Source organism: Streptomyces sp. NPDC001732 (assembly GCF_053596315.1).
In genome coordinates this window covers 16358-42608 of record NZ_JBSFFY010000010.1, presented here as the reverse complement: position 1 = coordinate 42608, position 26251 = coordinate 16358, and the positions used below count along the sequence as shown (strand labels likewise).

General features: G+C 71.5%; 22 protein-coding genes. 15 read left to right on the top strand and 7 right to left on the bottom strand.

What is annotated here, in order from left to right:
* The first annotated feature begins 15 nt into the window (after positions 1–15).
* From ACWCXX_RS13315 to ACWCXX_RS13260, 12 genes are all read left to right on the top strand, one after another.
* Positions 16–882 (top strand): TatD family hydrolase, encoded by an 867-nt coding sequence (locus tag ACWCXX_RS13315; RefSeq protein ID WP_451126536.1) that lies wholly within the window; start codon positions 16–18, stop codon positions 880–882.
* A 43-nt stretch (positions 883–925) separates the two neighbouring features.
* A complete protein-coding gene (gene rsmA / locus ACWCXX_RS13310) occupies positions 926–1825 on the top strand; it encodes a 16S rRNA (adenine(1518)-N(6)/adenine(1519)-N(6))-dimethyltransferase RsmA (RefSeq protein ID WP_451126534.1) in 900 nt (299 codons plus the stop codon).
* Positions 1822–2715 carry a 4-(cytidine 5'-diphospho)-2-C-methyl-D-erythritol kinase gene (locus ACWCXX_RS13305; RefSeq protein WP_451126532.1) on the top strand — a complete coding sequence of 298 codons (894 nt, stop codon included), beginning with the start codon at positions 1822–1824 and terminating at the stop codon, positions 2713–2715. The genes rsmA and ACWCXX_RS13305 overlap by 4 nt, the downstream gene beginning before the upstream one ends.
* A 114-nt stretch (positions 2716–2829) precedes the next feature.
* Positions 2830–4647 (top strand): ABC-F family ATP-binding cassette domain-containing protein, encoded by a 1818-nt coding sequence (locus ACWCXX_RS13300; protein ID WP_451126530.1) that lies wholly within the window; start codon positions 2830–2832, stop codon positions 4645–4647.
* 120 nt (positions 4648–4767) lie between these two features.
* Entirely contained in the window at positions 4768–6678 is a 1911-nt protein-coding gene (locus tag ACWCXX_RS13295) for an outer membrane protein assembly factor BamB family protein (protein WP_451126528.1), read from the top strand.
* A gap of 242 nt (positions 6679–6920) precedes the next feature.
* Complete coding sequence (locus tag ACWCXX_RS13290) at positions 6921–8771, top strand: outer membrane protein assembly factor BamB family protein (RefSeq protein ID WP_451126526.1); 1851 nt, start codon at positions 6921–6923, stop codon at positions 8769–8771.
* 133 nt (positions 8772–8904) lie between these two features.
* Positions 8905–10878, top strand: a complete 1974-nt coding sequence (locus ACWCXX_RS13285) for an outer membrane protein assembly factor BamB family protein (protein ID WP_451126524.1) — start codon at positions 8905–8907, stop codon at positions 10876–10878.
* A gap of 479 nt (positions 10879–11357) precedes the next feature.
* Positions 11358–12050 (top strand): response regulator transcription factor, encoded by a 693-nt coding sequence (locus tag ACWCXX_RS13280; RefSeq protein WP_451126522.1) that lies wholly within the window; start codon positions 11358–11360, stop codon positions 12048–12050.
* Between the two features lie 208 nt (positions 12051–12258).
* Positions 12259–13302 (top strand): galactose-1-phosphate uridylyltransferase, encoded by a 1044-nt coding sequence (gene galT, locus ACWCXX_RS13275; protein WP_451126520.1) that lies wholly within the window; start codon positions 12259–12261, stop codon positions 13300–13302.
* A complete protein-coding gene (galE, locus tag ACWCXX_RS13270) occupies positions 13299–14279 on the top strand; it encodes a UDP-glucose 4-epimerase GalE (RefSeq protein WP_451126518.1) in 981 nt (326 codons plus the stop codon). Before galT ends, galE begins: the two co-directional genes overlap by 4 nt.
* On the top strand, positions 14276–15442 hold the full coding sequence (gene galK / locus ACWCXX_RS13265; RefSeq protein WP_451126516.1) for a galactokinase: 1167 nt from the start codon (positions 14276–14278) through the stop codon (positions 15440–15442). The genes galE and galK overlap by 4 nt, the downstream gene beginning before the upstream one ends.
* Before the next feature lie 296 nt (positions 15443–15738).
* The gene (locus tag ACWCXX_RS13260; RefSeq protein ID WP_451126514.1) at positions 15739–16542 is read left to right on the top strand and encodes a LuxR C-terminal-related transcriptional regulator; all 804 of its coding nucleotides are present in this window, start codon (positions 15739–15741) and stop codon (positions 16540–16542) included.
* Here the strand turns inward: ACWCXX_RS13260 and ACWCXX_RS13255 are convergent.
* Positions 16501–16998: a MarR family winged helix-turn-helix transcriptional regulator gene (locus ACWCXX_RS13255; protein ID WP_451126512.1), complete on the bottom strand. Its 498-nt coding sequence runs from the start codon at positions 16996–16998 to the stop codon at positions 16501–16503. The genes ACWCXX_RS13260 and ACWCXX_RS13255 overlap by 42 nt on opposite strands.
* An 89-nt stretch (positions 16999–17087) precedes the next feature.
* On the opposite strand from ACWCXX_RS13255, the gene ACWCXX_RS13250 reads away from it, so the two are divergent.
* Positions 17088–17882 carry a trans-aconitate 2-methyltransferase gene (locus tag ACWCXX_RS13250; RefSeq protein WP_451126510.1) on the top strand — a complete coding sequence of 265 codons (795 nt, stop codon included), beginning with the start codon at positions 17088–17090 and terminating at the stop codon, positions 17880–17882.
* A complete protein-coding gene (locus ACWCXX_RS13245) occupies positions 17882–18247 on the top strand; it encodes a VOC family protein (protein ID WP_451126508.1) in 366 nt (121 codons plus the stop codon). Before ACWCXX_RS13250 ends, ACWCXX_RS13245 begins: the two co-directional genes overlap by 1 nt.
* Positions 18248–18257: 10 nt before the next feature.
* On the opposite strand, the gene ACWCXX_RS13240 is transcribed toward ACWCXX_RS13245, so the two are convergent.
* Both ACWCXX_RS13240 and ACWCXX_RS13235 read right to left on the bottom strand, forming a co-directional pair.
* Positions 18258–18944, bottom strand: a complete 687-nt coding sequence (locus tag ACWCXX_RS13240; protein WP_451126506.1) for a TetR family transcriptional regulator — start codon at positions 18942–18944, stop codon at positions 18258–18260.
* The gene (locus ACWCXX_RS13235) at positions 18941–19942 is read right to left on the bottom strand and encodes an acyl-CoA desaturase (protein WP_451126504.1); all 1002 of its coding nucleotides are present in this window, start codon (positions 19940–19942) and stop codon (positions 18941–18943) included. Before ACWCXX_RS13235 ends, ACWCXX_RS13240 begins: the two co-directional genes overlap by 4 nt.
* A gap of 339 nt (positions 19943–20281) precedes the next feature.
* On the opposite strand from ACWCXX_RS13235, the gene ppc reads away from it, so the two are divergent.
* Positions 20282–23011, top strand: coding sequence for a phosphoenolpyruvate carboxylase (gene ppc / locus ACWCXX_RS13230; protein ID WP_451126502.1), 2730 nt, complete (start codon positions 20282–20284; stop codon positions 23009–23011).
* A 138-nt stretch (positions 23012–23149) separates the two neighbouring features.
* Here ppc and ACWCXX_RS13225 read toward each other — a convergent pair whose 3' ends face one another.
* The 4 genes from ACWCXX_RS13225 to ACWCXX_RS13210 all read right to left on the bottom strand — a co-directional run bounded on the left by ACWCXX_RS13225 (position 23150) and on the right by ACWCXX_RS13210 (position 26220).
* On the bottom strand, positions 23150–23620 hold the full coding sequence (locus ACWCXX_RS13225; RefSeq protein WP_451126500.1) for a hypothetical protein: 471 nt from the start codon (positions 23618–23620) through the stop codon (positions 23150–23152).
* A 137-nt stretch (positions 23621–23757) separates the two neighbouring features.
* On the bottom strand, positions 23758–24351 hold the full coding sequence (gene pth, locus ACWCXX_RS13220) for an aminoacyl-tRNA hydrolase (protein ID WP_148836515.1): 594 nt from the start codon (positions 24349–24351) through the stop codon (positions 23758–23760).
* A 104-nt stretch (positions 24352–24455) separates the two neighbouring features.
* Entirely contained in the window at positions 24456–25040 is a 585-nt protein-coding gene (locus ACWCXX_RS13215) for a 50S ribosomal protein L25/general stress protein Ctc (RefSeq protein ID WP_451126498.1), read from the bottom strand.
* Positions 25041–25245: 205 nt separating this feature from the next.
* Positions 25246–26220, bottom strand: a complete 975-nt coding sequence (locus tag ACWCXX_RS13210; protein WP_451126496.1) for a ribose-phosphate diphosphokinase — start codon at positions 26218–26220, stop codon at positions 25246–25248.
* Positions 26221–26251: the final 31 nt, after the last annotated feature.

Here is a 26251-nt window from a genome sequence, read left to right as displayed (position 1 = left end):
CGTACGATCGTCGGCATGAGCCGTACCGAAGCCCCGCCGCTGCCCGAACCCCTCCGGGTACCGGTCGCCGATTCGCACACCCACCTGGACATGCAGGACGGAACCGTCGAGGAGGCCCTGGCCAGGGCCGCCGCGGTGAACGTCACCACCGTGATCCAGGTGGGCTGCGACGTGGCCGGGTCGCGCTGGGCCGCCGAGACCGCCGCCGCCCACGCCGACGTGCACGCGGCCGTCGCCCTCCACCCCAACGAGGCGCCGCGCATCGTGCACGGCGACCCGGACGGCTGGTCGCGCCAGGGGGCTCGCGAGGCGGGCGGGACGGCCGCGCTGCACGAGGCGCTGGCGGAGATCGACGCGCTGGCCGCCCTCGACCACGTGCGGGGCGTCGGCGAGACCGGACTGGACTACTTCCGCACCGGCCCCGAGGGCGTGGCCGCCCAGGAGGAGTCCTTCCGGGCCCACATCGAGATCGCCAAGCGGCACGGCAAGGCGCTGGTCATCCACGACCGCGAGGCGCACGCGGACGTGCTGCGCGTCCTCGCCGACGCGGGCGCCCCCGAGCGGACCGTCTTCCACTGCTACTCCGGTGACGCCGACATGGCCCGGATCTGCGCGGACGCCGGGTACTTCATGTCCTTCGCGGGCAACGTCACCTTCAAGAACGCCCAGCCGCTGCGGGACGCCCTGGCCGTCGCGCCGACGGAACTGGTGCTGGTCGAGACGGACGCCCCCTTCCTGACCCCCGCCCCGTACCGGGGACGGCCCAACGCGCCCTACCTCGTCCCCGTCACGCTGCGCGCCATGGCGGAGGTGAAGGGCATGGACGAGGACGCCCTGGCGGAGGCCGTCGCCGACAACACCGCGCGAGCCTTCGACTACTGACCGAGGGGGCGGGCTCAGAACTTGAGCCCCTTAAGCTTGAAAAGTGAGCACCACTGAGCCCGACGCCCTCCTGGGCCCCGCAGACATCCGCGAGCTGGCCGCGAAACTGGGTGTACGCCCGACCAAGCAGCGCGGCCAGAACTTCGTGATCGACGCCAACACGGTCCGCAGGATCGTCCGCACGGCGGAGGTCCGCCCGGACGACGTCGTCGTCGAAGTCGGCCCGGGGCTCGGCTCGTTGACCCTGGCGCTGCTGGAAGCGGCGGACCGGGTCGTCGCCGTCGAGATCGACGACGTGCTGGCGGCGGCGCTGCCGGCCACCGTCGCCGCCCGGATGCCGGAGCGCGCCGACCGCTTCGCCCTGGTGCACTCCGACGCGATGCTGGTCCGGGAGCTGCCGGGCCCGGCGCCGACCGCGCTGGTCGCCAACCTCCCGTACAACGTCGCCGTGCCGGTCCTGCTGACGATGCTGGAGCGCTTCCCGTCCATCGAGCGCACCCTCGTCATGGTCCAGGCCGAGGTGGCCGACCGGCTGGCCGCCCGGCCGGGCAACAAGGTCTACGGCGTGCCGTCGGTGAAGGCCAACTGGTACGCGGAGGTCAAGCGGGCCGGGGCCATCGGCCGCAACGTCTTCTGGCCCGCCCCGAACGTCGACTCCGGGCTGGTCTCGCTGGTCCGCCGCACGGAGCCGGTCACGACGAGCGCGAGCAGGGCCGAGGTCTTCGCGGTGGTCGACGCGGCCTTCGCCCAGCGCCGCAAGACGCTGCGGGCGGCCCTGTCCGGCTGGGCGGGCTCCGCCCCGGCCGCCGAGGCCGCGCTGGTCGCGGCCGGGATCTCGCCGCAGGCCCGCGGCGAGGCGCTGACGGTCGAGGAATTCGCGGCCATCGCCGAGAACAAGCCGGCCGGGGCCGCCGGGAACAAGCCCTCCGGGAGCGGCGAATGAGCGTCACCGTCCGCGTCCCCGCCAAGGTCAACGTCCAGCTCGCGGTCGGCGCCCCGCGCCCCGACGGCTTCCACGACCTGGCCAACGTCTTCCTCGCCGTCGGCCTGTACGACGAGGTCACCGTCGCCCCCGCCGACGAGCTGCGCCTCACCTGCTCCGGCCCGGACGCCGCCCAGGTCCCGCTGGATGCGACGAACCTTGCCGCCCGCGCCGCGATCGCACTGGCCGAACGGCACGGCATCGCCCCCGACGTGCACATCCACATCGCCAAGGACATCCCCGTCGCGGGAGGCATGGCGGGCGGCAGCGCCGACGGCGCCGCCGCGCTCCTGGCCTGCGACACCCTCTGGGGCACCGGCGCCGACCGGGACGAGCTCCTGGCCATCTGCGCACAGCTGGGCAGCGATGTCCCGTTCAGCCTGGTCGGCGGCGCCGCCCTCGGCACCGGCCGCGGCGAACTGCTGACCCCGGTCGATGTCGGCGGCACCTTCCACTGGGTCTTCGCGGTCGCCGACGGCGGGCTCTCCACCCCGGCCGTCTACCGCGAGTTCGACCGGCTCACCGCCGGCACGGACGTACCGGCCCCCGCCGCCTCCCCGGCCCTCCTGGACGCGCTGCGCTCCGGAGACGTCACCGCCCTCGCCGACACCCTGGGCAACGACCTCCAGCCCGCCGCGCTCTCCCTGCGCCCCTCTCTGGCCGCCACCCTCGCCGCGGGCACGGAGGCGGGGGCCCTGGCCGCCCTGGTCTCCGGCTCCGGCCCGACCACCGCGTTCCTGACGGCGGACGAGGAATCGGCCCGGAAGGTGGCCGAGGCCCTGCTCGCCTCGGGCACCTGCCGCAACGCCCGCACCGCGGTCTCCCCGGCCCCGGGCGCCACGGTCGTCTGACGGGGGTGCCGCGCCACCGCCCGGACGGACCGGTGGCGGCAAGGCCGCCGCGTGGAACCCCGTCCGCGGCCCCGTACCCTGGGAAGTCGATCGATCCCACGGGGCAGGAGTGAAATGGCCGTCAATCTGGTCAATGTCGAGCAGGTCAGCAAGGTGTACGGCACCCGTGCCCTGCTCGACGGCGTGTCCCTCGGGGTCTCCGAGGGGGACCGGATCGGTGTCGTGGGCCGCAACGGCGACGGCAAGACGACCCTCATCCGGATGCTCGCCAGGCTGGAGGAGGCGGACGGCGGACGCGTCACCCACAGCGGCGGGCTGCGCCTGGGCGTCCTCACCCAGCACGACTCGCTCGACCCACGGGCGACCATCCGCCACGAGGTGATCGGCGACCTCGCCGACCACGAGTGGGCGGGCAGCGCCAAGATCCGCGACGTCCTCACCGGGCTCTTCGGCGGGCTCGCGCTGCCGGGCTTCGAGCACGGTCTGGACACCGTCATCGGCCCGCTCTCCGGCGGCGAGCGGCGCCGCATCGCGCTGGCCAAGCTGCTCATCGCCGAGCAGGACCTGATCGTCCTCGACGAGCCCACCAACCACCTCGACGTCGAGGGCATCTCCTGGCTGGCCGGCCATCTCCGGGCCCGCCGCTCCGCCCTCGTCTGCGTCACCCACGACCGCTGGTTCCTCGACCAGGTCTGCACCCGCATGTGGGACGTCCAGCGCGGCACGGTCCACGAGTACGAGGGCGGCTACAGCGACTACGTCTTCGCACGGGCCGAACGGGAGCGGATCGCCGCGACCGAGGAGGCCAAGCGGCAGAACCTGATGCGCAAGGAGCTGGCCTGGCTGCGCCGCGGCGCCCCGGCCCGCACCTCCAAGCCCCGCTACCGCATCGAGGCGGCCAACGAGCTGATCGCCGACGTGCCGCCGCCGCGCGACACCAGCGAGCTGATGAGGTTCGCCAACGCCCGGCTCGGCAAGACCGTCTTCGACCTGGAGGACGTGACCGTCCAGGCCGGCCCCAAGACGCTGCTCGCCCACCTCACCTGGCAGCTCGGCCCCGGCGACCGGATCGGCCTGGTCGGGGTCAACGGCGCGGGCAAGACCTCGTTGCTGCGGGCGCTGGCCGACGCGGCCCGCACCCAGGGCGACGTCCAGCCCGTCGCCGGGAAGATCGTCGTCGGCAAGACCGTCAGGCTGGCCTACCTCTCCCAGGACGTTGCCGAACTCGACCCGAACCTGCGGGTCCTGGAGGCCGTCCAGCAGGTGCGCGACCGGGTCGACCTCGGCAAGGGCCGGGAGATGACCGCCGGCCAGCTCTGCGAGCAGTTCGGCTTCACGAAGGAGAAGCAGTGGACCCCGGTCGGGGACCTCTCGGGCGGTGAGCGGCGACGGCTCCAGATCCTGCGCCTGCTGATGGACGAGCCGAACGTCCTCTTCCTCGACGAGCCCACCAACGACCTGGACATCGAGACCCTGACCCAGCTGGAGGACCTCCTCGACGGCTGGCCCGGATCGATGATCGTGATCTCCCACGACCGGTTCTTCATCGAGCGGACCACGGACCGGGTGATGGCGCTGCTCGGCGACCGCACGCTGCGGATGCTGCCGCGCGGCATCGACGAGTACCTGGAGCGCAGACAGCGGATCGAGGAGGCGGCGACCCCCTCCGCCGCACCCGCCCCGGCAAAGGAGAAGGCCGCCCCGGCCGCGACGCTCTCCCCGCAGGCCGCCCGCGCGGCGAAGAAGGAGCTCCAGAAGGTCGAGCGGCAGCTCGACAAGATCTCGACGCGCGAGACGACCCTGCACGCCCAGATCGCGGAACACGCCACGGACTTCGAGAAGGTCGCGCAGCTCGACGCCGAGCTGCGCGAACTGGTCGCCGAGCGCGACGAATTGGAGATGCGCTGGCTCGAACTGGCCGAGGACTCCTGACCGTCGAGGCGTGATCCGACGCGGCCGTCGGGGCCGGTGGGGCGGGTGGTAGAAAGAAACCTTGCCCCGGCACCGCCAGCAGCCGGACGGTCCGTACGAAGCACGAAGGGGGACGCGCTGATGACCCAGCCGCCCGGCCAGCAATCGCCGCAGGGAGGCTTCGGGGCTCCGTACGACCCCCCGCCGGGGTCGGGTCAGCCGTCACCGTCCGCGCCGCCGACGCCGCCGTCCCCGACTCCGGCCCCCGGGCCGGGGTACGGCCCGGCGCAGCCCGGCCCGTACAACGCACCGGCGCAGCCCGGTCCGTACAACGCCCCCGCGCAGCCCGGCGGTCCGTACCAGGCGCCCGCCCAGCCGGGCCAGGCCGCGGGCCCCTACGGCACCCCCGCCCAGCCGGGGCCGTACAACGTCCCCGCCCAGCCGGGGCCGTACAACGTCCCCGCGCAGCCCGGCCCGTACAACGCCCCCGCGCAGCCCGGTCCGTACAACGTCCCCGCGCAGCCCGGCTCGTACGGTCCCCCGGGGCAGCCCGGCGGACCGGCGGGGAACGGCGGCGGGTTCTTCCGGGGCAGGCGGGGAGCGGTCGTCGGAGGCGTGCTCGCCGTGGCACTGCTGGCCGGGGGCGGCGTGTGGCTGGCCGTGGGCGGGGACGACGGGAAGAAACCCGACGCGAGCAGGAGCGCGGGCCCCGACCAGGACTCCTCGTCCGGCGGCACGAAGGACGACAAGTCCGGCGCCGAGGACGAGGACAAGGCCGCGGCCGAGCGCGCGAGCGCACTGCGCGCGCAGGTCGCCGGGATCAACGCCAAGCGCAAGGCGGGCGAGGCGAAGGCCCTCTGGCTCCAGGAGGGCGGCGTCGACCTGCCGCGCAACGGGGCGGACGTCTTCGGCCCCTGGATCGTCGGCGACACCGTCGTCAAGGCGATGTACCGCACCGTCTCCGGCTACTCCGTCGGCGACGGCAAGGAGAAGTGGAGCCTGCGCCTGCCGGCCACCATGTGCGCGGCCCCCACACAGGCCACCACCGACGGCAAGATCGTCCTCGGCGTCATGAGCGGCAGCGGCACCAAGGCGTTCTGCAACGCGCTCCAGATGGTCGACCTCAACACCGGCAAGGCCGGCTGGTACAAGACGTACAAGCGGGAGGGCACCTGGGACATGCTCTCCGACCCCGCGATGGCGATCAACGGGGACACCGTGACCATCGGGCGCAAGACCAGGACGGACGCCTTCCGGGTCGCTGACGGCAAGGTGCTCTTCGGGGAGCTGCCGGGCAACTGCCAGCCGTTCGGCTTCGCGAGCGGCCCCGTGGCGGTGGCCGCGGCCAGTTGCCAGACGGCGGCCGACGACCACAAGGAACAGCAGGTCAAGCGGATCGACCCGGTCACCGGCAAGGTCCAGTGGACGTACGAGGTCAAGAAGGGCTGGGAGATCTCGCAGTTCTACTCGGTCAGCCCACTGGTCGTCTCCCTGCGCAAGCCGGAGGAGGAGAAGTGGGCCATTCTCGTGCTCAACGACAACGGGACCTACCGCTCCCAGCTGATCGGTGACGACGCGAACTACAAGACCCAGTGCGACGCCGACATGCTCAGCTCCGGCAAGGCCCTCGACGGCTGCCTGGGAGTGACGGCCGACCAGCACGGGGTCTACATGGCGACCGAAGCCGAGTCCGGGCTCGACCCGGCCAACAAGGTCGTCGCCTTCGACCCGGGCACCGGCAAGGTCAAGTGGAAGGCCGCCTCCCCGGCCGGGCAGACCCTGATGCCGATGCGGGTGGAGGGCGGCAGGCTGCTGATGTACCTGGACGCGGGGAAGGGCAAGGGCGGCGGCATCGCGTCCCTTCCGACGACCGGCGGCACCCCGCAGACGGTGCTGCGGCACCCGGCCGCGGGCTCGGAGACCGAGCGGGACTTCTTCGACCCCAAGGTCGCCTACGCGGGCGGCCGGTCCTTCCTCGTGCAGTCCACCATCAGCGGCGCCTCGGACGGCGACGAGAAGAAGATGAAGGCCATGATGGCCTTCGGCAACTGACGCACCAGGTCGTAACGGGGGCATCACGGGGCGGTTCTCCCTTGGGAACAGCGAGTGGACCGACCCGGTGCCCCGGGCGTCGCGGGTGGTACAAAGAAGGCCCGCTCGACTGACGCAACGCCGCGGGATCCATGCCCGATCCGCTCCATTCCAAAGAGTTCGGGGGTTCTGTCCCCGGGGCTCCCAGGGATCGCGGGGGAGATCGGAGCGGGCACAGGACCGCACGAAGGGGGGACGCGCTGATGACCCAGCCGCCCAACCAGCAACCGCCGCAGGGCGGCTTCGGCGCGCCGCAGGACCCGCAGGGAATTCCTCAGCCGCCCCAGGGCCCGCCGCAGACCCCGCCCCCGGCCGCCCCGCCGGGCCCGCCGTCGGCCCAGCCCGGCTACGGCTACCCGCAGGCGCCCGGTCAGGCCCCCGGCTACGGCTACCCGCAGCAGCCGGGCCAGCAGCCGGGCCCCTACGGTCAGCAGCCCGGTCCGTACGGTCAGCAGCCCGGTCCGTACAACGCGCCGACCCAGACGGGCCCGTACGGTCAGCAGCCGGGTCCGTACAACGCACCGACCCAGACGGGCCCATACGGTCAGCAGCCCGGTTACGGCCAGCCGCAGCCGCAGTACCCCGGCGCCCCGGCCCCCGGCGGGCCGGACGGCGGCCCCAAGCGCAAGACCGCGCTCATCATCGGCGCCGCGGCTGCCGCGCTCCTGGTGATCGGCGGCGGCGTCGTCTTCGCCCTGAACGGCGACGACGACAAGAAGGAGCCCGTCGCGCAGCAGAGCAAGGGCGCCGAGCCCAGCGGCTCGCCCTCCGTCGACGAGGGCGACGGCAACGGCGACGGCGACGGCAGCGTCAACGACGACCTCAACGCCGGCCGCAAGAAGGGCGAGGCGAAGGTCCTCTGGCTCCAGAAGAACGACATCGACCTGCCCCGCAACGGCTCCGACGTCCGCGGCCCCTGGGTGGTCGGCGACACCGTCGTCAAGGGCATGTACCGCACGATCTCCGGCTACTCCGTCAGTGACGGCAAGCAGAAGTGGACGATGAAGCTGCCCGCCGACCTGTGCGCGGCGCCCGTCCAGCCCGCCACCAACGGCAAGATCGTCATCGGCGTCAAGAACGGCACCACCGACAAGGCCGACTGCGCGGACCTCCAGATGATCGACCTCAACACCGGCAAGGCCGGCTGGAAGAAGTCGATCACGAAGAACGGCACCTGGGACTTCCTCTCGGACATCTCCCTCGCCATCAGCGGCGACACGGTCACCGTCGGGCGCACCGGGAACTCCAATGCCTACCGGGTCAGCGACGGCAAGGAGCTGTTCGGCAAGCAGTCGGGCAACTGCCAGCCGTTCGCCTTCGCCGGCGGCCCCAAGCTGATCGCCGCCTCCAACTGCCGCACCGGCGACGTCGACAACCCGCAGCACCAGATCCAGGAACTGGACCCGGTCACGGGCAAGCCCAAGTGGACGTACCAGCCCAAGCGCGGCTGGGAGATCGACCGGGTCTACTCGGTGGCCCCGCTCGTGGTCTCCCTGAAGAAGGACAAGGAGTGGAGCATCCTCGCCCTGAAGGAGAACGGGCAGCTCCGCACCGGCATCACCAGCGACAAGGGCGACAAGTTCGCACCGGACTGCGGCGGCGCCTTCGCGATCTTCGGCAAGTCCCTCGACGGCTGCACCGGAGTCGCCGCCGACGCCAACACCTTCTACATGGCCACCGCCCCGGACTCCAGCGGCCTCGCCCGCACGAACAAGGTCGTGGCGTTCGACCTGAACACCGGCAAGTCCAAGTGGAAGGCCGCGGCCCCGGCCGAGCGCACGGTGAAGCCGCTGCGCATGGAGGGCGGCAACGTGCTGCTCTACGTGGAGGCCGGTTACAACAAGGGCGGCGGGATCGCCACCCTCGCGCCGACCGGCGGCACCCCGCGGATGGTGCTCCAGCACCCCCAGTCGACGTCCGAGATCGAGAACTCCTTCTACAACACGAAGATCGTCTACGCGGACGGCCGTTCCTTCATCGCGAGCGGCCGGGTCAGCGCCAGGAACGACAAGGAAGAGCTGGAGACGAAGACCATGATGGCCTTCGGCAACTGACGGCTCCCCCGAGCCCTCGACGGCGACACCGAGCCGTCGGACCCGACGCCTCACGACCGGCAGCGGCCGGAGCACGACCGACCGCTGCCGGCCCCGACCCACCGACTCCCTTTCCCCCAGAGGTACGCACGCCATGACGCAGCCGCCCCAGCCGCCCAACGATCCGCCCCAGGGCGGATTCGGCGCCCCGCAGGACCCCCCGCCGGGCGGGTTCGGCGCTCCGCAGGACCCGCCGCCCGGCGGATTCGGCGCTCCCACCCCGCCGCCCGCGGCCGGTCAGCAGACCCCGCCCGCCGACCCGCTGGCCAAGCAGCCGCCCACCCTGCCCGCGGGCGGGGGCTTCGGCGCGCCGACCCCGCCGCCCGCCGCCGGGCAGCCCCCGCAGCCCGGCGCCCCGCAGCCGCCGGCCGGTTACGGCTACCCGCAGGCCGGTGCCCCGCAGCCGGGATACGGCTACCCGCAGTCGCCCGTGCCTGGCCAGCCGCAGCAGGGCTACGGCTTCCCGCAGGGCATGCCGCCCGGCCAGCCGCCGCAGCAGGGCTACGGCTTCCCGCAGGGGATGCCGCCCGGCCAGCCGCCGCAGCAGGGCTACGGCTACCCGACCACGCCGATGCAGCAGCAGCAGCCGTACCCGCCGCAGCAGAACGGCAACGGCAACAAGAAGTTCAGCACCCAGATGCAGATCATCGTCGCCGCCTCGGTCGCCGTGGTGCTGATCGTGGCCGGCGGCATTTGGTACGCCTCCGGCGACGACGACAAGACGGACACGACGTCCCAGTCCGGCGGCACCACCGGCGGCAAGGAGGGCACCGACAAGGGCGGGGCCCTCGGCGGCGGCAAGGAGAAGGCCCCCGCGGACCCCAAGGCCACGGTCGCCTTCCAGCTGCCGATGCCGAAGGTCACCGACGTCACCAAGGTCGACGGCTCCTGGCTGACCGACAAGGCGTACGTGAAGACCGGGCTGAACGAGATCGTCGGCTACGACCCGGCCAAGGGCACCAAGCTGTGGTCCATCCCGCTGCCGGGCCAGCTCTGCGCCGCCTCGCGCCACATGTCCAAGGACTACAAGACCGCGATCGCCTTCCAGCAGGGCAAGCCCACCAAGGAGACCAAGTACCCGCCGTGCAACCAGGTCGGCGCGCTCGACCTGACCACCGGCAAGCTGATGTGGAGCAAGTCGATCACCGCCGCCACCAGCGGTGACGCCCCGGTCAGGTTCGACGAGATCACGGTCAGCGGCAACACGGTCGCCGCGGGCGGCCTGGAGGGCGGCGCCGCCTTCGACCTGAACACCGGCGCCGAGCGCTGGAAGCCCAAGGCCAGCACCGACGGCTGCCTGGACAAGGGGTACGGCGGCGGCGAGGCGCTCGCGGTGGTCCGCAAGTGCGGTACGTACGACGACCCGCAGCTGACCATCCAGGCGCTGAACCCGACCACCGGGGCCCCGCTCTCCTCGTACAAGATGCCGCCCGGCGTCGACTACGCGAGCATCGTCTCCACCAAGCCGCTGGTCGTCGCGGCCGACGTCGGCGACACCGCCGGTGACGGCAGCGGCATCTCGGACTTCTTCTCCATCGACTCCGCCACCGGCAAGCTGCTCACCCGGATTCCGGCGGACGCCGAGAAGTACGCCGCGCGCTGCGCCTCCACCGAGGTCGAGGGCTGCAGCCAGCTCGCCGTCGGCAACAACCGCATCTACCTGCCGACCGAGGACCACGAGGGCACCGGCGAGTACGGCGACACCAACGAGATCGTCTCCTTCGATCTCACGACCGGCAAGCCGACCAGTGACCGCGCCGACGCGGGCGACCGCTACACGATGTTCCCGATCCGCATGGACGGCGGCAACATCATCGCGTACCGGGTGCCCCCGTACGACAAGGGCGGCCAGGTCGTCTCCATCGACGGCGGCACGTTCAAGCAGACGGTGCTGATGGAGAACCCGAGCGACAAGGCCGTCCGTGCCGCGGAGACCAGCTTCACGCCGGACTACTCCGAGTTCCTCTACAACGACGGGCACCTGTACCTGTCGAGCACGATGGTCAGCAAGCCGCACGGCTCGCTGGACGCGGACCGCCGTCTGGTGGTCAGCTTCAGCAGGGGCTGAGCGACCGGCCGCATGCGTGAGGGGGCGGTGCCCGCGGGACGGGCACCACCCCCTCACGCGTCCGGGAGTCCCGGATCAGGCGGTGCAGCGGGAAGTAGGGGGTTCCGGCGTCCCCGTGGGGATCAGCCGGACGCCGACCGAGTGACCGTCGGCGGCCGCGGTTCCGGTGAACGCGGGGCCGCGAGCGCGGCACACGCGGCCACGGCGACGAGCAAGGTCTTCTTCAGTCGCATGAGTTCCTCGACGGACGATCCGTGCCGATCGGCGGGAGGGCCACCGATCCGTAATGGTCGGCAGGCAGATTACAACGGAGCCCGGTCGGACACGGCGCGTCATCAACCGGTCCCGAACGCACGTCGATTCGGTGATCCGGAGCCTTTTGGCCGGTAAGACGCCCGCGACGTCGAACAAGCGTGTAGCTTGCCGGGTCAGGAGGGCCGGGGGGACCGGTGTCACCGGTGGCTACGGGGGTGTGCTCGATGGGCGTGCGGCTCATGGTGGTCGACGACCACAGACTGCTCGCCGAGGCGCTCGCCTCGGCGCTGAAGCTGCGGGGCCACCGGGTCCTCGCGGCGGCGGCGCCGACGGCGGGCGCGGCGGAACTGGTGGTCAGCAGGGCCCCGGAGGTCTGTCTGTTCGGCACCGCGACACCCGCCGAACCCGGCACCTTCGACCCGATCGTGCGCATCCGGCGCGAGCGCCCGCAGGTGGCCGTCGTGGTGCTCGGCCCGGTGCCCAGCCCGCGGGGAATCGCGGCGGCCTTCGCCGCGGGCGCCGCGGGGTACGTCCGCCACGACGAACGCATGGAGGGCGTCGAACGGGCCATGGCCAAGGCACGGGCCGGCGAGGCGGCGGTGGCACCGCAGCTCCTCCAGGGAGCCTTCGCCGAACTGCTCAACCCCGCCACCGCGCCGGACGACGAGGGGCAGCGGCTGCTGCGGATGCTCACCCCGCGCGAGGTCGAGGTCCTGATGCGGGTCGCCGAGGGCGAGGACACCCGGCGGATCGCGGCCGGGATGCGGATCGCGCCCAGCACCGCGCGCACGCATGTGCAGCGGGTGCTGATGAAGCTGGGCGTCGGCTCCAGGCTGGAGGCCGCGGCGCTCGCGGCCCGCACGGGACTGCTGGACCGTGCGGCCCCGGACGGCCGACCGGACCCGCTGCTTTCCTGAGCCACCCCTTCCGTTTCCCTCCTGTTTCTCCTGCTCCCCTCACGATCCAACAAACTCCGAACCGCGCACCTTTGCCGCGCGCCGGGCCCGGCCGCACACCGCTGCCCAGTGCCGCCCGCGCCGCACCCTGCCGCCCGGCACGGGACCACTCATTGACGCGCCTGTTCGCTTGTGGTTCATTGTGTTTGGTTATGTTTGGAGGAACCTGGTGAAGAAGACGGTCACGACGCTCGCCGACGGCCGGGAGCTGATCTACTACGACACCCGCGACGACACCGTGCGCGAGGCCGTCGACCGGCGCCCCCTGGACCCCGTCTCGACGTCGTCCGAGATCCGCCGCGACCCGTTCCTCGGGGACAGCGTCGCCATCGCCTCGCACCGCCAGGGTCGCACCTACCACCCGCCGGCCGACGAGTGCCCGCTCTGCCCCTCGCAGGACGGCAGGCTGAGCGAGATCCCCGAGGCGGACTACGACGTCGCCGTCTTCGAGAACCGGTTCCCCTCGCTCGCCGGTGACTCCGGCCGCTGCGAGGTCGTCTGCTTCACCTCCGACCACGACGCCTCGTTCGCCGACCTCACCGAGGAGCAGGCCGCCCTGGTGCTGGCCGCGTGGACCGACCGCACCGCCGAACTCGCCGAACTCCCGCAGGTGCAGCAGGTGTTCTGCTTCGAGAACCGGGGCGCCGAGATCGGGGTCACGCTCGGCCACCCGCACGGCCAGATCTACGGCTACCCCTTCGTCACCCCGCGCACCGAGCTGATGTTCCGCTCGATGACCGCCCACCGCGCCGAGACCGGCGGCAACCTCTTCGACGACGTCGTGGCCCGCGAGGAGAAGGACGGCTCGCGGATCGTCATCGAAGCCGAACACTGGATCGCCTTCGTGCCGTACGCGGCGCACTGGCCGTACGAGGTCCACCTCCACCCCCGCCGCCGCGTCCCCGACCTGCGGGAACTCGACGAGGCCGCACGCGCGGAGTTCCCACAGGTTTATCTGGAACTCTTGAGGCGGTTCGACCGGATCTTCGGCCCCGGAGAGCCGCCGACCCCGTACATCGCGGCCTGGCACCAGGCCCCGTTCGGGGTCCCCGGACGGGAGGAATTCGGGCTCCACCTGGAGCTCTTCACCATCCGACGCACCTCCGGCAAGCTGAAGTTCCTCGCCGGTTCCGAGTCCGGGATGAACGTGTTCATCAACGACGTGCCGCCGGAGGCCGCGGCCCGGCGACTGCGAGAGGTAGCGAGCCAGTGAGCAAGTCCCAGAAGAAGTACCTGGTCACGGGTGGTGCGGGCTACGTCGGCAGCGTGGTCGCCCAGCACCTGCTGGAGGCCGGCCATGCGGTCACCGTCCTCGACGACCTGTCGACCGGGTTCCGGGAGGGCGTCCCCGCCGGGGCCGAGTTCATCGAGGGCCGCATCCAGGACGCCGCGAAGTGGCTGGACGCCTCCTACGACGGGGTGCTGCACTTCGCCGCGTACTCCCAGGTCGGCGAGTCCGTCGCGGACCCGGAGAAGTACTGGGTCAACAACGTCGGCGGATCCGTCGCGCTGCTCGCCGCGATGCGCGACGCCGGGGTGCGCACCCTGGTCTTCTCCTCCACCGCCGCCACCTACGGCGAACCGGCCACCACCCCCATCACCGAGTCCGACGCCACCGCCCCCACCAACCCCTACGGCGCCACCAAGCTCGCCGTCGACCACATGATCACCGGCGAGGCGGCCGCACACGGACTGGCCGCGGTCTCGCTCCGCTACTTCAACGTGGCCGGGGCGTACGGCAGTTGCGGGGAACGGCACGACCCCGAGTCGCACCTCATCCCGCTGGTCCTCCAGGTCGCCCTCGGGCGGCGCGAGTCGATCTCCGTGTACGGCGACGACTACCCGACCCCCGACGGCACCTGCGTCCGCGACTACATCCACGTCGCCGACCTCGCCGAGGCCCATCTGCTGGCCCTGGAGGCGGCCACCGCGGGCGAGCACCTGATCTGCAACCTCGGCAACGGCAACGGCTTCTCGGTGCGCGAGGTCGTCGAGACGGTCCGCGAGGTCACCGGCCGCCCCGTCCCGGAGACCGTCGCCCCGCGCCGGGCCGGCGACCCCGCCGTGCTGGTCGCCTCCGCCGACACCGCCAGGCAGCGGCTCGGCTGGGCCCCGTCCCGCCCCGACCTGACCGGAATCGTCGCCGACGCCTGGGCGTTCGCCCGCCGAGAGGAAACCCCCGCACCATGACCGGGAACAGCGAACTGACCGCCTCCTTCACCGAGTTGTACGGTCGGCAGCCCGAAGGGATCTGGGCGGCCCCCGGCCGGGTCAACCTGATCGGCGAGTACACCGACTTCAACGACGGCTTCGTGATGCCGCTCGCGCTGCCGCACACCGCACGCGCGGCCGCCGCCCGCCGCACCGACGGCGAACTGCGGCTCCACTCGACCGACGTGCCCGGCGGCGTCGTCCGGCTCCGGATCGACGACCTCGCCCCGGACCAGGGGCACGGCTGGGCCGCGTACCCGGCGGGGGTCGTCTGGGCGCTGCGCGAGGCGGGCCACCCGGTCACCGGCGCGGACATCCAGCTGACCTCCACCGTCCCCACCGGCGCCGGGCTGTCCTCCTCCGCCGCGCTGGAGACCGTCACCGCGTTCGCCCTGAACGACCTGTTCGGACTCGGGCTCACCGCACCGGAGCTGGCGGTGCTCGGCCAGCGCGCCGAGAACGCCTTCGTCGGCGTGCCGTGCGGGGTCATGGACCAGATGGCGTCCGCCTGCTGCACCGAGGGCCACGCCCTGCACCTCGACACCCGCGACCTCACCCGGCGCCAGGTCCCCTTCGACCTGCCCGCCCACGGGCTGCGGCTGCTGGTGGTCGACACCCGGGTCAAGCACGAACTCGGCGACGGCGCCTACGCCGAACGCCGGGCCGGCTGCGAGGCCGGGGCCGCCGCGCTCGGCCTGCGCACGCTGCGCGAGCTGCCGTACGACGGCCTCGCCGAGGCCCTGGACACCCTGATCGAGTCCGGCGCGGACGAGTCCGTGGTGCGCTACGTGCGCCATGTGGTCAGCGACAACGAGCGGGTCGAGCGGGTCATCGCGCTGCTCGACGCCGGGGACGTGCGGGCCGTGGGCCCGGTCCTCGACGCCGGGCACGCCTCGCTCCGCGACGACTTGCGGGTCTCCTGCGCCGAGCTGGACCTGGCGGTGTCGGCGGCGGTCGGGGCCGGTGCGCTCGGCGCCCGGATGACCGGCGGCGGCTTCGGCGGCTCGGCGATCGTGCTGGTGGAGGAGGCGCGGGCGGACACGGTCGCCGATGCCGTGCGGGAGGCGTTCGCCGCGGCGGGACACACCCCGCCGGGGATCTTCCCGGCGGTTCCCTCGGCGGGCGCCCGCCGCCTCGTCTGAACCCCTTCCGCCACGTCACACCGCACAGGTCACCCCCGAACACCTGAACGATACGGGCCAGTTCTGTGAATTGCCTTCCCCCGGGGCCCGTCGGCCTTACCCTGATGCACAGCACCGGTGGGGGCCGGGGCTGATTCAGGGGTACGAGACAGTCGGGTACGGCGCCCGGGGCGGGTGGCAGTCGACAACACGGCGGCGGCCGTGGACTGCGGTCCCATCTCCCCGAACCGGGCACCGTACCCGTACTGATCTGTCCCTTCGAAAGGGCCCGGGGGTGGCCCGGGAACAGACGCGGCATGGGGGTGCCTGTGGTTCGTATCCGGGTTCTCGTGGTGGACGACCACCGAATTTTCGCCGAATCGCTGGCAGCGGCGCTCACGGCCGAGCCCGACGTCGAGGTGGCGGCCGCGGGCAGCGGCCCCGCCGCCCTGCGCTGCCTGGAACGGGCCGCCGCGGAGGGGCGCGGCTACGACGTGGTGCTGGTCGACGCCGAACTGGGCGCCCTCGCCCCGGGCGATCGCCCCTCGCCCGTCCCGGTGCCGAACGGCGGGCAGGGCGCACCGGTGGACGGCATCTCCCTGGTCGCCGGGGTCCACGCCGCCCGGCCCTCGGTGCGCACGGTGGTGCTCGCCGAGCGGGACGACCCGCACCGGGCCGCGCAGGCCCTCCAGGCCGGGGCCTCGGGGTGGGTCGCCAAGGACTGCTCGTTACAACGGCTGCTCGCGGTCGTCCGCGGTGTGCTGCGCGACGAGACGCATCTGCCGCCCGCCCTGCTCACGGGCGTGCTGAAGGAGCTGACGGCGACGCGCAAGCACCGCACCGAGAGCGAGCAGCTGGTCGAGTCGCTGACCCCGCGCGAGCGCGAGGTGCTGCGCTGCATGGTGGCGGGCCTGGGGCGCAAGGCGGTGGCGGAGCGGCTCTTCCTCTCCCCGCACACGGTCCGCACCCACATGCAGAACGTGCTGGGGAAGCTGGGCGTGCACTCCACGCTGGCCGCAGTGGCGCTGGCCCGGCGGGCGGGCGTGGGACCGGCCGAACCGGAGCCGGAGCGAGCGGCGCTATCCGGGGATGTTGTCGAACGGAGCGGTCAACTGGCGTAGCAGGTCCGCCAGTTCGCCCCGCTGGCGGGTGGAGAGCTCGCCGAGGATGGCCCGCTCCTGGGCGAGCAGGCCGGCCAGCGACTGGTCGGCCTTGTCGCGCCCCTCGGCGGTGAGCCGGACGAGCACGCCGCGGCGGTCGTTGGGGTCGGGGAGCCGCTCGACGAGATTCTTCTTGGTGAGCCGGTCGATGCGGTTGGTCATCGTGCCGGAGGTGACCAGGGTCTGGGTGAGCAGCTGGCCGGGGGAGAGCTGATAGGGGGCGCCGGCGCGGCGCAGGGAGGTCAGCACGTCGAACTCCCACGGTTCGAGATCATGCTCGGAGAAGGCGATCCGGCGGGCCCGGTCCAGATGACGGGCCAGGCGGGAGACGCGACTGAGCACCTCGAGCGGTTCCACGTCGAGGTCGGGGCGCTCTCGGCGCCATGCAGCGACCAACCGGTCGACCTCGTCCTCCATGTGGATCAGTGTAGAGGGTCTGTCGACATGAAGTCTCTTGAATTCGAGTGTCTTGACATCAAGATATACGTGGCGTGATCCTGGCTGCCATGACCTCACCCACCTGGGACCCCCGCCAGTACCTGCGCCACGCGGACCACCGCACCCGCCCCTTCCACGACCTCCTGGCCCGGATCCCCGACCCGCCCACCCCCGCCCCCCGCATCGCCGACCTCGGCTGCGGAGCGGGAAACGTCACCGCGCTCCTCGCCGACCGCTGGCCCCGGGCCCGCATCACCGGCTACGACAACTCCCCGCAGATGCTCGAACGGGCCGAGGCCCACGCCGGCCCCCTCCTCGACTTCGCCGAGGCCGACGCCACGACCTGGACCCCCGGCGAACCGTACGACCTGATCGTCTCCAACGCCCTGCTCCAGTGGGTCCCGGACCACGCCGCCCGCTTCCCCGCCTGGCTGGACGCGATCTCCCCCGGCGGAACGTTCGCCCTCCAGGTCCCCGGCAACTTCGACCAGCCCACCCACGTCCTGATGCGCCGGCTCGCCGACTCCCCGCGCTGGCGCGACCGGCTGGGCGGCACACTCCGTCACACCGACGCGGTCCTCACCCCCGCCGCCTACCTCGACGCACTGGCCGGTCCCGGCACCACGGCGGACGTCTGGGAGACCACGTACCTGCACCTGCTGCCCGGCGAGGACCCGGTGCTCGACTGGGTCAAGGGCACCGGCCTGCGCCCCGTCCTGACCGCCCTCGCCGACGACCCCGAGGCCCGCGAGGCGTTCCTCGCCGAATACCGCGACCTGCTGCGCACCGCCTACCCGGCCGGGCCGCACGGCACGGTCCTCCCGTTCCGCCGGATCTTCGCCGTCGCCCACAAGGAGAAGTGATGATCGCCGCCCTCGACCACGTACAGCTCGCCGCCCCGCCGGGCTCGGAGGACGCCCTGCGCGCGTACTACACGGGCGTCCTCGGCATGACGGAGATCCCCAAGCCCCCGGTGCTCGCGGCCCGCGGCGGCTGCTGGTTCGGGGCCGGGCCGGTCCAGCTCCACGTCGGCATCGAACAGGACTTCCGCCCGGCGGGGAAGGCCCACCCCGGACTGCGCGTCACGGACATCGAGGCGTTCGCGGCCCGCCTGGAGGAACGGGGCGCCGAGGCCCACTGGGACGGCGACCTGCCCGGCCACCGGCGCTTCTACAGCCACGACCCGGTGGGCAACCGACTGGAGTTCCTGGAACCGGTGGACGGCTGACCGGCCCCGTTCAGTTCTTGCGGTGCCCTATCAGCCGGGGCTTCGACTCCAGGTTCTCCAGGCCGTGCCAGGCCAGATTCACCAGGTGGGCCGCGACCTCCGCCTTCTTCGGCTTGCGGGCGTTCACCCACCATTGGCCGGTCAGCGCGACCATGCCCACCAGCGCCTGGGCGTACAGCGGCGCCAGCTTCGGATCGAAGCCGCGGGCCTTGAACTCCAGCCCCAGGATGTCCTCCACCTGGGTGGCGATGTCACTGATCAAGGAGGCGAAGGTGCCCGTGGACTGGGCCACGGGCGAATCGCGGACCAGGATGCGGAAGCCGTCCGTGTGCGTCTCGATGTAGTCCAGCAGGGCGAACGCGGCCTGTTCCAGCAGTTCCCGCGGATGGCCGGCGGTCAGCGCGCTCGTCACCATGTCGAGGAGCCGGCGCATCTCGCGGTCCACCACCACCGCGTACAGGCCCTCCTTGCCGCCGAAGTGCTCGTAGACCACCGGCTTGGACACCCCGGCGCGCGAGGCGATCTCCTCGACCGACGTCCCCTCGAAACCCTTGTCGGCGAAGAGGGTGCGGCCGATGTCCAGCAACTGCTCGCGACGTTCCTTGCCCGTCATCCGCACCCTGCGGGTACGGCGGGAGGAGGACGTACGGGTTTTCTCGCTGCTGGTACCGGAATCGCTCGCCACGTCGTCAATCATGCCGCGTCGGCACGTGCACGGTCGCGTCGGGCGTCGATACGGCGGGACTCGATCCGGGCGGAGTCCGGCCAGCGCACGTCGTGCGCCCAGCCCAGCTTCTCGAACCAGCGGATCAGTCGGGCACTCGAATCGATCTGACCCCGCATCACGCCGTGCCGGGCGCTCGTCGGATCGGCGTGGTGCAGGTTGTGCCAGGACTCGCCGCAGGACAGCACCGCGAGCCACCACACGTTCCCCGACCGGTCACGCGACTTGAACGGCCGCTTGCCGACCGCGTGACAGATCGAGTTGATCGACCAGGTGACGTGGTGCAGCAGGGCCACCCGCACCAGCGACCCCCAGAAGAAGGCGGTCGCCGCACCCCACCACGACATCGTCACCAGCCCGCCGACCAGCGGCGGAAGCGCCAGCGACACGATCGTGAAGGTCAGGAAGTGCCGGGAGACGCCACGGATCGCCGGATCCTTGATCAGATCGGGGGCGTACTTGTGCTGCGGCGTCTGCTCCTCGTCGAACATCCATCCGATGTGGGCCCACCACAGGCCCTTCATCAGCGCCGGCACGCTCTCCCCGAAACGCCACGGCGAATGCGGATCGCCCTCCGCGTCCGAGAAGCGGTGGTGCTTGCGGTGATCGGCCACCCACCGCACCAGCGGACCCTCCACGGCCAGCGAACCCGCCACTGCCAGAGCGATGCGCAACGGACGCTTCGCCTTGAAGGAACCATGGGTGAAATAACGGTGGAAACCGATCGTGATCCCGTGGCAGCCGATGAAGTACATCGCCACGAGCAGCCCCAGATCGAGCCAGCTCACCCCCCGGCCCCAGGCCAGCGGCACCGCCGCGACCAGCGCCACGAACGGCACCACGATGAACAGCAGAAGAGCGATCTGCTCGATGGACCGCTTGCTGTCCCCGCCGAGCGTGGCGGAAGGAAGAACCTGATCGTCGACCGCCCCTGGCTGGGCATCGTCGATCACGGAGGGGCTGGTGTTCATGGGGGGTCCCCGGGGAAGAGAAGTACGACGGACAGCTCTGGCTACGCTCCCGTAACCTACGGCGACGTAAGTATGGCAGCGCCGAGGCCCCGGCACGAGAGCGCGACGGACCCCCACCGAGCGGAGAACCCGATCGGGGCCCGAGCGGCGCCGACGACATGGACACCTATCCTGGTGGGGTCGGACAGCGCGGTCCGCAACTCTGCTTTCCCGGGGCGGCCCACCGGCACCGCCGCCGACCGCGGCCCCGGTGAAACAGCCCACCCGTCTCACACCGCCATCCCTGTGGGGAGACGCCGAGCGCCGCACCTCCTCATTCACTGCAAGGAGCCGCACACCGTGAGCAGTGCCGACCAGACCCCCGCCGCCAGCACCGAGCTGCGCGCCGACATCCGACGCCTCGGCGACCTGCTGGGCGAGACCCTCGTACGCCAGGAGAACCAGGAACTCCTCGACCTCGTCGAACGCGTACGCGCCCTCACCCGCACCGACGGCGAGGCCGCCGCCGAACTCCTCGGCGACACGGACCTGGAAACCGCCGCACAACTCGTGCGCGCCTTCTCCACCTACTTCCACCTGGCCAACGTCACCGAGCAGGTGCACCGCGCCCGCGAGATGCGCGACCGACGCGCCGCCGAGGGCGGACTCCTCGCCCGCACCGCCGACCGGCTCAAGGACGCCGACCCCGAGCACCTGCGCGAAACCGTCAAGAACCTCAACGTACGACCCGTCTTCACCGCACACCCCACCGAAGCCGCGCGACGCTCCGTCCTCAACAAGCTCCGCCGCATCGCCGCCCTGCTGGACACCCCCGTCGTCGAGGCGGACCGCCGCCGCCAGGACCTCCGCCTCGCCGAGAACATCGACCTCATCTGGCAGACCGACGAACTCCGCGTCGTACGTCCCGAGCCCGCCGACGAGGCCCGCAACGCCATCTACTACCTCGACGAGCTGCACGCCGACGCCGTCGGGGACGTACTGGAGGACCTCGCAGCCGAACTGGAACGGGTCGGCATCGAACTCCCCGCCGGCACCCGCCCCCTCACCTTCGGCACCTGGATCGGCGGCGACCGCGACGGCAACCCCAACGTGACCCCCGCCGTCACCTGGGAAGTGCTGATCCTCCAGCACGAACACGGCATCACCGACGCCCTCGAACTCATCGACCACCTGCGCGGACTGCTCTCCAACTCCATCCGCTACACCGGTGCCACCGACGAACTGCTCGCCTCCCTCGAAACCGACCTGGAACGCCTCCCCGAGATCAGCCCCCGCTACAAGCGGCTGAACGCCGAGGAGCCCTACCGCCTCAAGGCCACCTGTATCCGGCAGAAGCTCGTCAACACCCGCGAACGCCTCGCCTCCGGCACCCCGCACCGCCCCGGCTGCGACTACCTCGGCACCGCCGACCTCCTCGCCGACCTCCAGCTCATCCAGACCTCCCTGCGCGAACACCGCGGCGGCCTCTTCGCCGACGGACGCATGGACCGCACCATCCGCACCCTCGCCGCCTTCGGCCTCCAGCTCGCCACCATGGACGTCCGCGAACACGCCGACGCCCACCACCACGCCCTCGGTCAGCTCTTCGACCGCCTCGGCGAGGAATCCTGGCGCTACGCCGACATGCCCCGCGACTACCGGCAGAAGCTCCTCGCCAAGGAACTCCGCTCCCGCCGCCCCCTCGCCCCCACCCCGGCCCCGCTGGACGCCGCCGGACAGAAGACCCTCGGCGTCTTCCACACCATCAAGGAAGCCTTCGAACGGTTCGGCCCCGAAGTCATCGAGTCCTACATCATCTCGATGTGCCAGGGCGCCGACGACGTCTTCGCCGCCGCCGTCCTCGCCCGCGAGGCCGGCCTGATCGACCTCCACGCCGGCTGGGCCAAGATCGGCATCGTGCCGCTCCTCGAAACCACCGACGAACTGCGCGCCGCCGACGTCATCCTCGACGAAATGCTCGCCGACCCCTCCTACCGCCGCCTCGTCTCCCTGCGCGGCGACGTCCAGGAGGTCATGCTCGGATACTCCGACTCCTCCAAGTTCGGCGGCATCACCACCTCCCAGTGGGAGATCCACCGCGCCCAGCGCCGCCTGCGCGACGTCGCCCACCGCTACGGCGTGCGCCTGCGCCTCTTCCACGGCCGCGGCGGCACCGTCGGCCGCGGCGGCGGCCCCTCCCACGACGCGATCCTCGCCCAGCCCTGGGGCACCCTCGAAGGCGAGATCAAGGTCACCGAACAGGGCGAGGTCATCTCCGACAAGTACCTCATCCCGGCCCTCGCCCGGGAGAACCTGGAACTCACCGTCGCCGCCACCCTCCAGGCGTCCGCCCTGCACACCGCACCCCGCCAGTCCGACGAGGCCCTGGCCCGCTGGGACGCCGCCATGGACACCGTCTCCGACGCCGCCCACGCCGCGTACCGCAAGCTGGTCGAGGACCCCGACCTGCCCGCCTACTTCTTCGCCTCCACCCCCGTCGACCAGCTCGCCGAACTCCACCTGGGCTCCCGCCCCTCCCGCCGCCCGGACTCCGGCGCCGGACTCGACGGCCTGCGCGCCATCCCCTGGGTCTTCGGCTGGACCCAGTCCCGGCAGATCGTCCCCGGCTGGTACGGCGTCGGATCCGGCCTCAAGGCACTGCGCGAAGCCGGACTGGACACCGTCCTCGACGAGATGCACGAGCACTGGCACTTCTTCCGCAACTTCATCTCCAACGTGGAGATGACCCTCGCCAAGACCGACCTGCGGATCGCCCGCCACTACGTCGACACACTCGTCCCCGACGAACTGAAGCACGTCTTCGCCGACATCGAGGCCGAGCACGCCCTCACCGTCCAGGAAGTCCTCAAGGTCACCGGCGAATCCGAACTGCTCGGCACCAGCCCCGTGCTCCAGCAGACCTTCGCCATCCGGGACGCCTACCTCGACCCGATCTCCTACCTCCAGGTCTCGCTGCTGGCCCGCCAGCGCCGGGCCGCAGAACGCGGCGAGGAAGCCGACCCGCTCCTGTCCAGGGCCCTGCTGCTCACCGTCAACGGGGTCGCCGCGGGCCTGCGCAACACCGGCTGAGCCACAACCGGGACGCGGGCCCGGTCCCGCCCGCCACGCGAGGCGCACCGTGGTTCACGGTGCGCCTCGCGCCGTGAATCGGGGCGCGCATTGTGCTGCGAACGACGGTGCGCCTCGCGCCGCGAACCAGGGCGCGCCTCACAGCGCGATGAACGTCGCCCCGAGCAGGACCGCCCCCGCGATCCCGGTGCCCCAGCCGATCCGGGGCAGCCGCAGACCACCGCCGATGATCAGTCCCGCCAGCAGCAGCGCACCGCCCAACGGCACCCAGGCATGCAGAAAACCGGCCGTCCCGGTACGCACCACGTCGTCCGTTCCCGGCTTCACCACGACGGAGAACTCATCGCCCCGCCGGGCCGCCACCGACTTCTCGATCACCACCCGGGAACGCGGGGCGGCTTGCCCGGACGGCGCGAACGGGCCGGTGCACAGATCGGCACCACACCCCGTCACCGTCATCGTGCCGTGCTCACGGCCCTTGGACAGAACGATGTGATGCGCCTTGTCCCAGGAGGCCCACGCACCCGCCGCGAGCAACAACAGGACGACACAGCCCATGGCGGCATTGCGGGCGTAGACCAGGGCGCGGGGGGAGGAGCTCCGCTTCATGGGCAGCGATCCTTGGGCAGAGCGACGCCGTGGTCAACTCATGGCCGAAAATCACCGACTTACCGGCGGGAATGTCAGAGTTGCCCCGCCGAAAGGTCCCCGGGCGACACCCGGCGGGACGACACCGACGGACGGCCTCAGGAGTTGTACGCGCTCTGCGCGCGCTCCAGGCCCTCCGCGAGCAGACACTCCACCGAATCGGCGGCCCGGTCCACGAAGTAGGAGAGCTCCTTGCGCTCCGTGGACGAGAAGTCCTTCAGTACGAAGTCCGCGACCTGCATCCGCCCCGGCGGCCGGCCGATCCCGAACCGCACCCGGTGATAGTCCGGACCCATCGCCTTCGTCATCGACTTCAGCCCGTTGTGCCCGTTGTCGCCGCCGCCCAGCTTCAGCCGCAGCGTCCCGTAGTCGATGTCCAGCTCGTCGTGGACCGCCACGATGTGGTCGACCGGCACCTTGTAGAAGTCGCGCAGCGCGGTGACCGGCCCACCGGAAAGATTCATGTACGACATCGGCTTGGCCAGGATCACCCGCCGGTTCGCCGGTCCGGGCGGGCCGATACGGCCCTCCACGACCTGCGCCTGGGCCTTCTGGGCCCGCTTGAACTTCCCGCCGATCCGCTCGGCCAGCAGATCGGCGACCATGAAGCCGACGTTGTGCCGGTTCGCCGCGTACTCGGGGCCGGGGTTGCCGAGACCCACGACGAGCCAGGGTGCGGTGGCATCGGACATCTCTGCTCGGTCTCCTCGTGTGCGACGGCTGAGTACAGGGAGACGGGGCGGCGGGTCCCAGGCAAGGAACCGCCGCCCCGTCAGTGAAGCAGCAAGGGCGAGGCTCAGGCCTCGGCGCCCTCTTCGGCGGCCTCGGCGGCCGGCTCCTCGGCCTGCGCGGCGAGGACCTGGAGGACGACGGCGTCCTCGTCACCGGCCAGCACGGCGCCCTTCGGCAGCGGGATGTCCTTGGCGAGAACGGACGCACCGGCGTCCAGGCCCGCGACGGAGACCGTGACGGACTCGGGGATGTGGGTGGCCTCGGCCTCGACGAGCAGGGTGTTCTGGACGTACTCCAGGAGGTTGCCGCCCGGCGCCAGGTCGCCCTCGACGTGCACCGCGATCTCGACGTTGACCTTCTCGCCGCGCTTGACGGTCAGCAGGTCGACGTGCTCGATGTCGCCCTTGAGCGGGTTGCGCTGCACGGCCTTGGGGATGACCAGGGCGTCCTTGCCCTCGATGTCCAGACCGATCAGGACGTTGGCGGTCTTGAGCGCCATCATCAGGTCGTGACCCGGCAGCGTCACGTGAACCGGCTCGGCACCGTGACCGTAGATGACACCGGGAACCAGGTTGGCACGACGGGTGCGGCGGGCGGCGCCCTTGCCGAACTCGGTACGGATCTGGGCGGCGAGCTTGACCTCAGCCATGACTGCACTCCTCGTGGGGTGACGGAAAACGGACGGTCACCCGGCCCACGACAGACCTGCTACGAAGAGCGCGTCGATAACGGACCGCCGTACACACGGGTACGGCCTCCCTCGCCGAGCAACTCGCTGAGTCTACCCGCCGGGAAGGCCGCACCCAAAGTGGATCTTCGGTACCGCTGTGGTTACCGCACCTCGAAGAGGAGGCTCACTGCTCCTCGAAGAGGCTGGTCACCGAACCGTCCTCGAACACCTCGCGCACCGCGCGCGCGATCGTCGGCGCGATCGACAGCACCGTGATCTTGTCGAGGTCCACCTCGGCCGGGGTCGGCAGGGTGTCCGTGAAGACGAACTCGCTGACCTTGGAGTTCTTCAGCCGGTCCGCGGCCGGACCCGACAGCACACCGTGCGTCGCCGTCACGATCACGTCCTCGGCGCCGTGCGCGAACAGCGCGTCCGCCGCGGCACAGATGGTGCCACCGGTGTCGATCATGTCGTCGACCAGGACACAGACCCGGCCCTTGACGTTGCCGACCACCTCGTGGACGGTCACCTGGTTGGCGACGTCCTTGTCACGCCGCTTGTGGACGATCGCGAGCGGGGCGTCCAGCCGGTCGCACCAACGGTCGGCGACCCGCACCCGGCCGGCGTCCGGGGAGACGACCGTCAGCTTCGAACGGTCGACCTTGGCACCCACGTAGTCGGCCAGGATCGGCAGCGCGAAGAGGTGGTCGACCGGACCGTCGAAGAAGCCCTGGATCTGGTCCGTGTGCAGGTCGACGGTGAGGATGCGGTCGGCACCCGCCGTCTTCATCAGGTCGGCGATCAGACGGGCCGAGATCGGCTCACGACCACGGTGCTTCTTGTCCTGCCGGGCGTAGCCGTAGAACGGCACGATCACCGTGATGGAACGGGCCGAAGCGCGCTTCAGCGCGTCCAGCATGATCAGCTGCTCCATGACCCACTTGTTGATCGGGGCCGTGTGGCTCTGGATCAGGAAGCAGTCGGCGCCACGGGCCGACTCCTGGAAGCGGACGTAGATCTCACCGTTGGCGAAATCGAAGGCCTTCGTCGGCACGAGGCCGACACCCAGCTGGTGCGCAACCTCCTCGGCCAGCTCGGGGTGGGCGCGGCCGGAGAAGAGCATCAGTTTCTTCTCGCCGGTCGTCTTGATCCCGGTCACAGCACAGTCTCCTCAGACGTGTTCCTGGCGC

Coding starts and splice junctions, on each gene's coding strand:
- ACWCXX_RS13315 (WP_451126536.1), top strand. CDS start 16: ATGAGCCGTACCGAAGCCCCGCCGCTGCCCGAACCCCTCCGGGTACCG.
- ACWCXX_RS13305 (WP_451126532.1), top strand. CDS start 1,822: ATGAGCGTCACCGTCCGCGTCCCCGCCAAGGTCAACGTCCAGCTCGCG.
- ACWCXX_RS13300 (WP_451126530.1), top strand. CDS start 2,830: ATGGCCGTCAATCTGGTCAATGTCGAGCAGGTCAGCAAGGTGTACGGC.
- ACWCXX_RS13295 (WP_451126528.1), top strand. CDS start 4,768: ATGACCCAGCCGCCCGGCCAGCAATCGCCGCAGGGAGGCTTCGGGGCT.
- ACWCXX_RS13290 (WP_451126526.1), top strand. CDS start 6,921: ATGACCCAGCCGCCCAACCAGCAACCGCCGCAGGGCGGCTTCGGCGCG.
- ACWCXX_RS13285 (WP_451126524.1), top strand. CDS start 8,905: ATGACGCAGCCGCCCCAGCCGCCCAACGATCCGCCCCAGGGCGGATTC.
- ACWCXX_RS13280 (WP_451126522.1), top strand. CDS start 11,358: ATGGGCGTGCGGCTCATGGTGGTCGACGACCACAGACTGCTCGCCGAG.
- galK (WP_451126516.1), top strand. CDS start 14,276: ATGACCGGGAACAGCGAACTGACCGCCTCCTTCACCGAGTTGTACGGT.
- ACWCXX_RS13260 (WP_451126514.1), top strand. CDS start 15,739: ATGGGGGTGCCTGTGGTTCGTATCCGGGTTCTCGTGGTGGACGACCAC.
- ACWCXX_RS13255 (WP_451126512.1), bottom strand. CDS start 16,998: ATGGAGGACGAGGTCGACCGGTTGGTCGCTGCATGGCGCCGAGAGCGC.
- ACWCXX_RS13250 (WP_451126510.1), top strand. CDS start 17,088: ATGACCTCACCCACCTGGGACCCCCGCCAGTACCTGCGCCACGCGGAC.
- ACWCXX_RS13245 (WP_451126508.1), top strand. CDS start 17,882: ATGATCGCCGCCCTCGACCACGTACAGCTCGCCGCCCCGCCGGGCTCG.
- ACWCXX_RS13240 (WP_451126506.1), bottom strand. CDS start 18,944: ATGATTGACGACGTGGCGAGCGATTCCGGTACCAGCAGCGAGAAAACC.
- ACWCXX_RS13235 (WP_451126504.1), bottom strand. CDS start 19,942: ATGAACACCAGCCCCTCCGTGATCGACGATGCCCAGCCAGGGGCGGTC.
- ACWCXX_RS13225 (WP_451126500.1), bottom strand. CDS start 23,620: ATGAAGCGGAGCTCCTCCCCCCGCGCCCTGGTCTACGCCCGCAATGCC.
- pth (WP_148836515.1), bottom strand. CDS start 24,351: ATGTCCGATGCCACCGCACCCTGGCTCGTCGTGGGTCTCGGCAACCCC.
- ACWCXX_RS13215 (WP_451126498.1), bottom strand. CDS start 25,040: ATGGCTGAGGTCAAGCTCGCCGCCCAGATCCGTACCGAGTTCGGCAAG.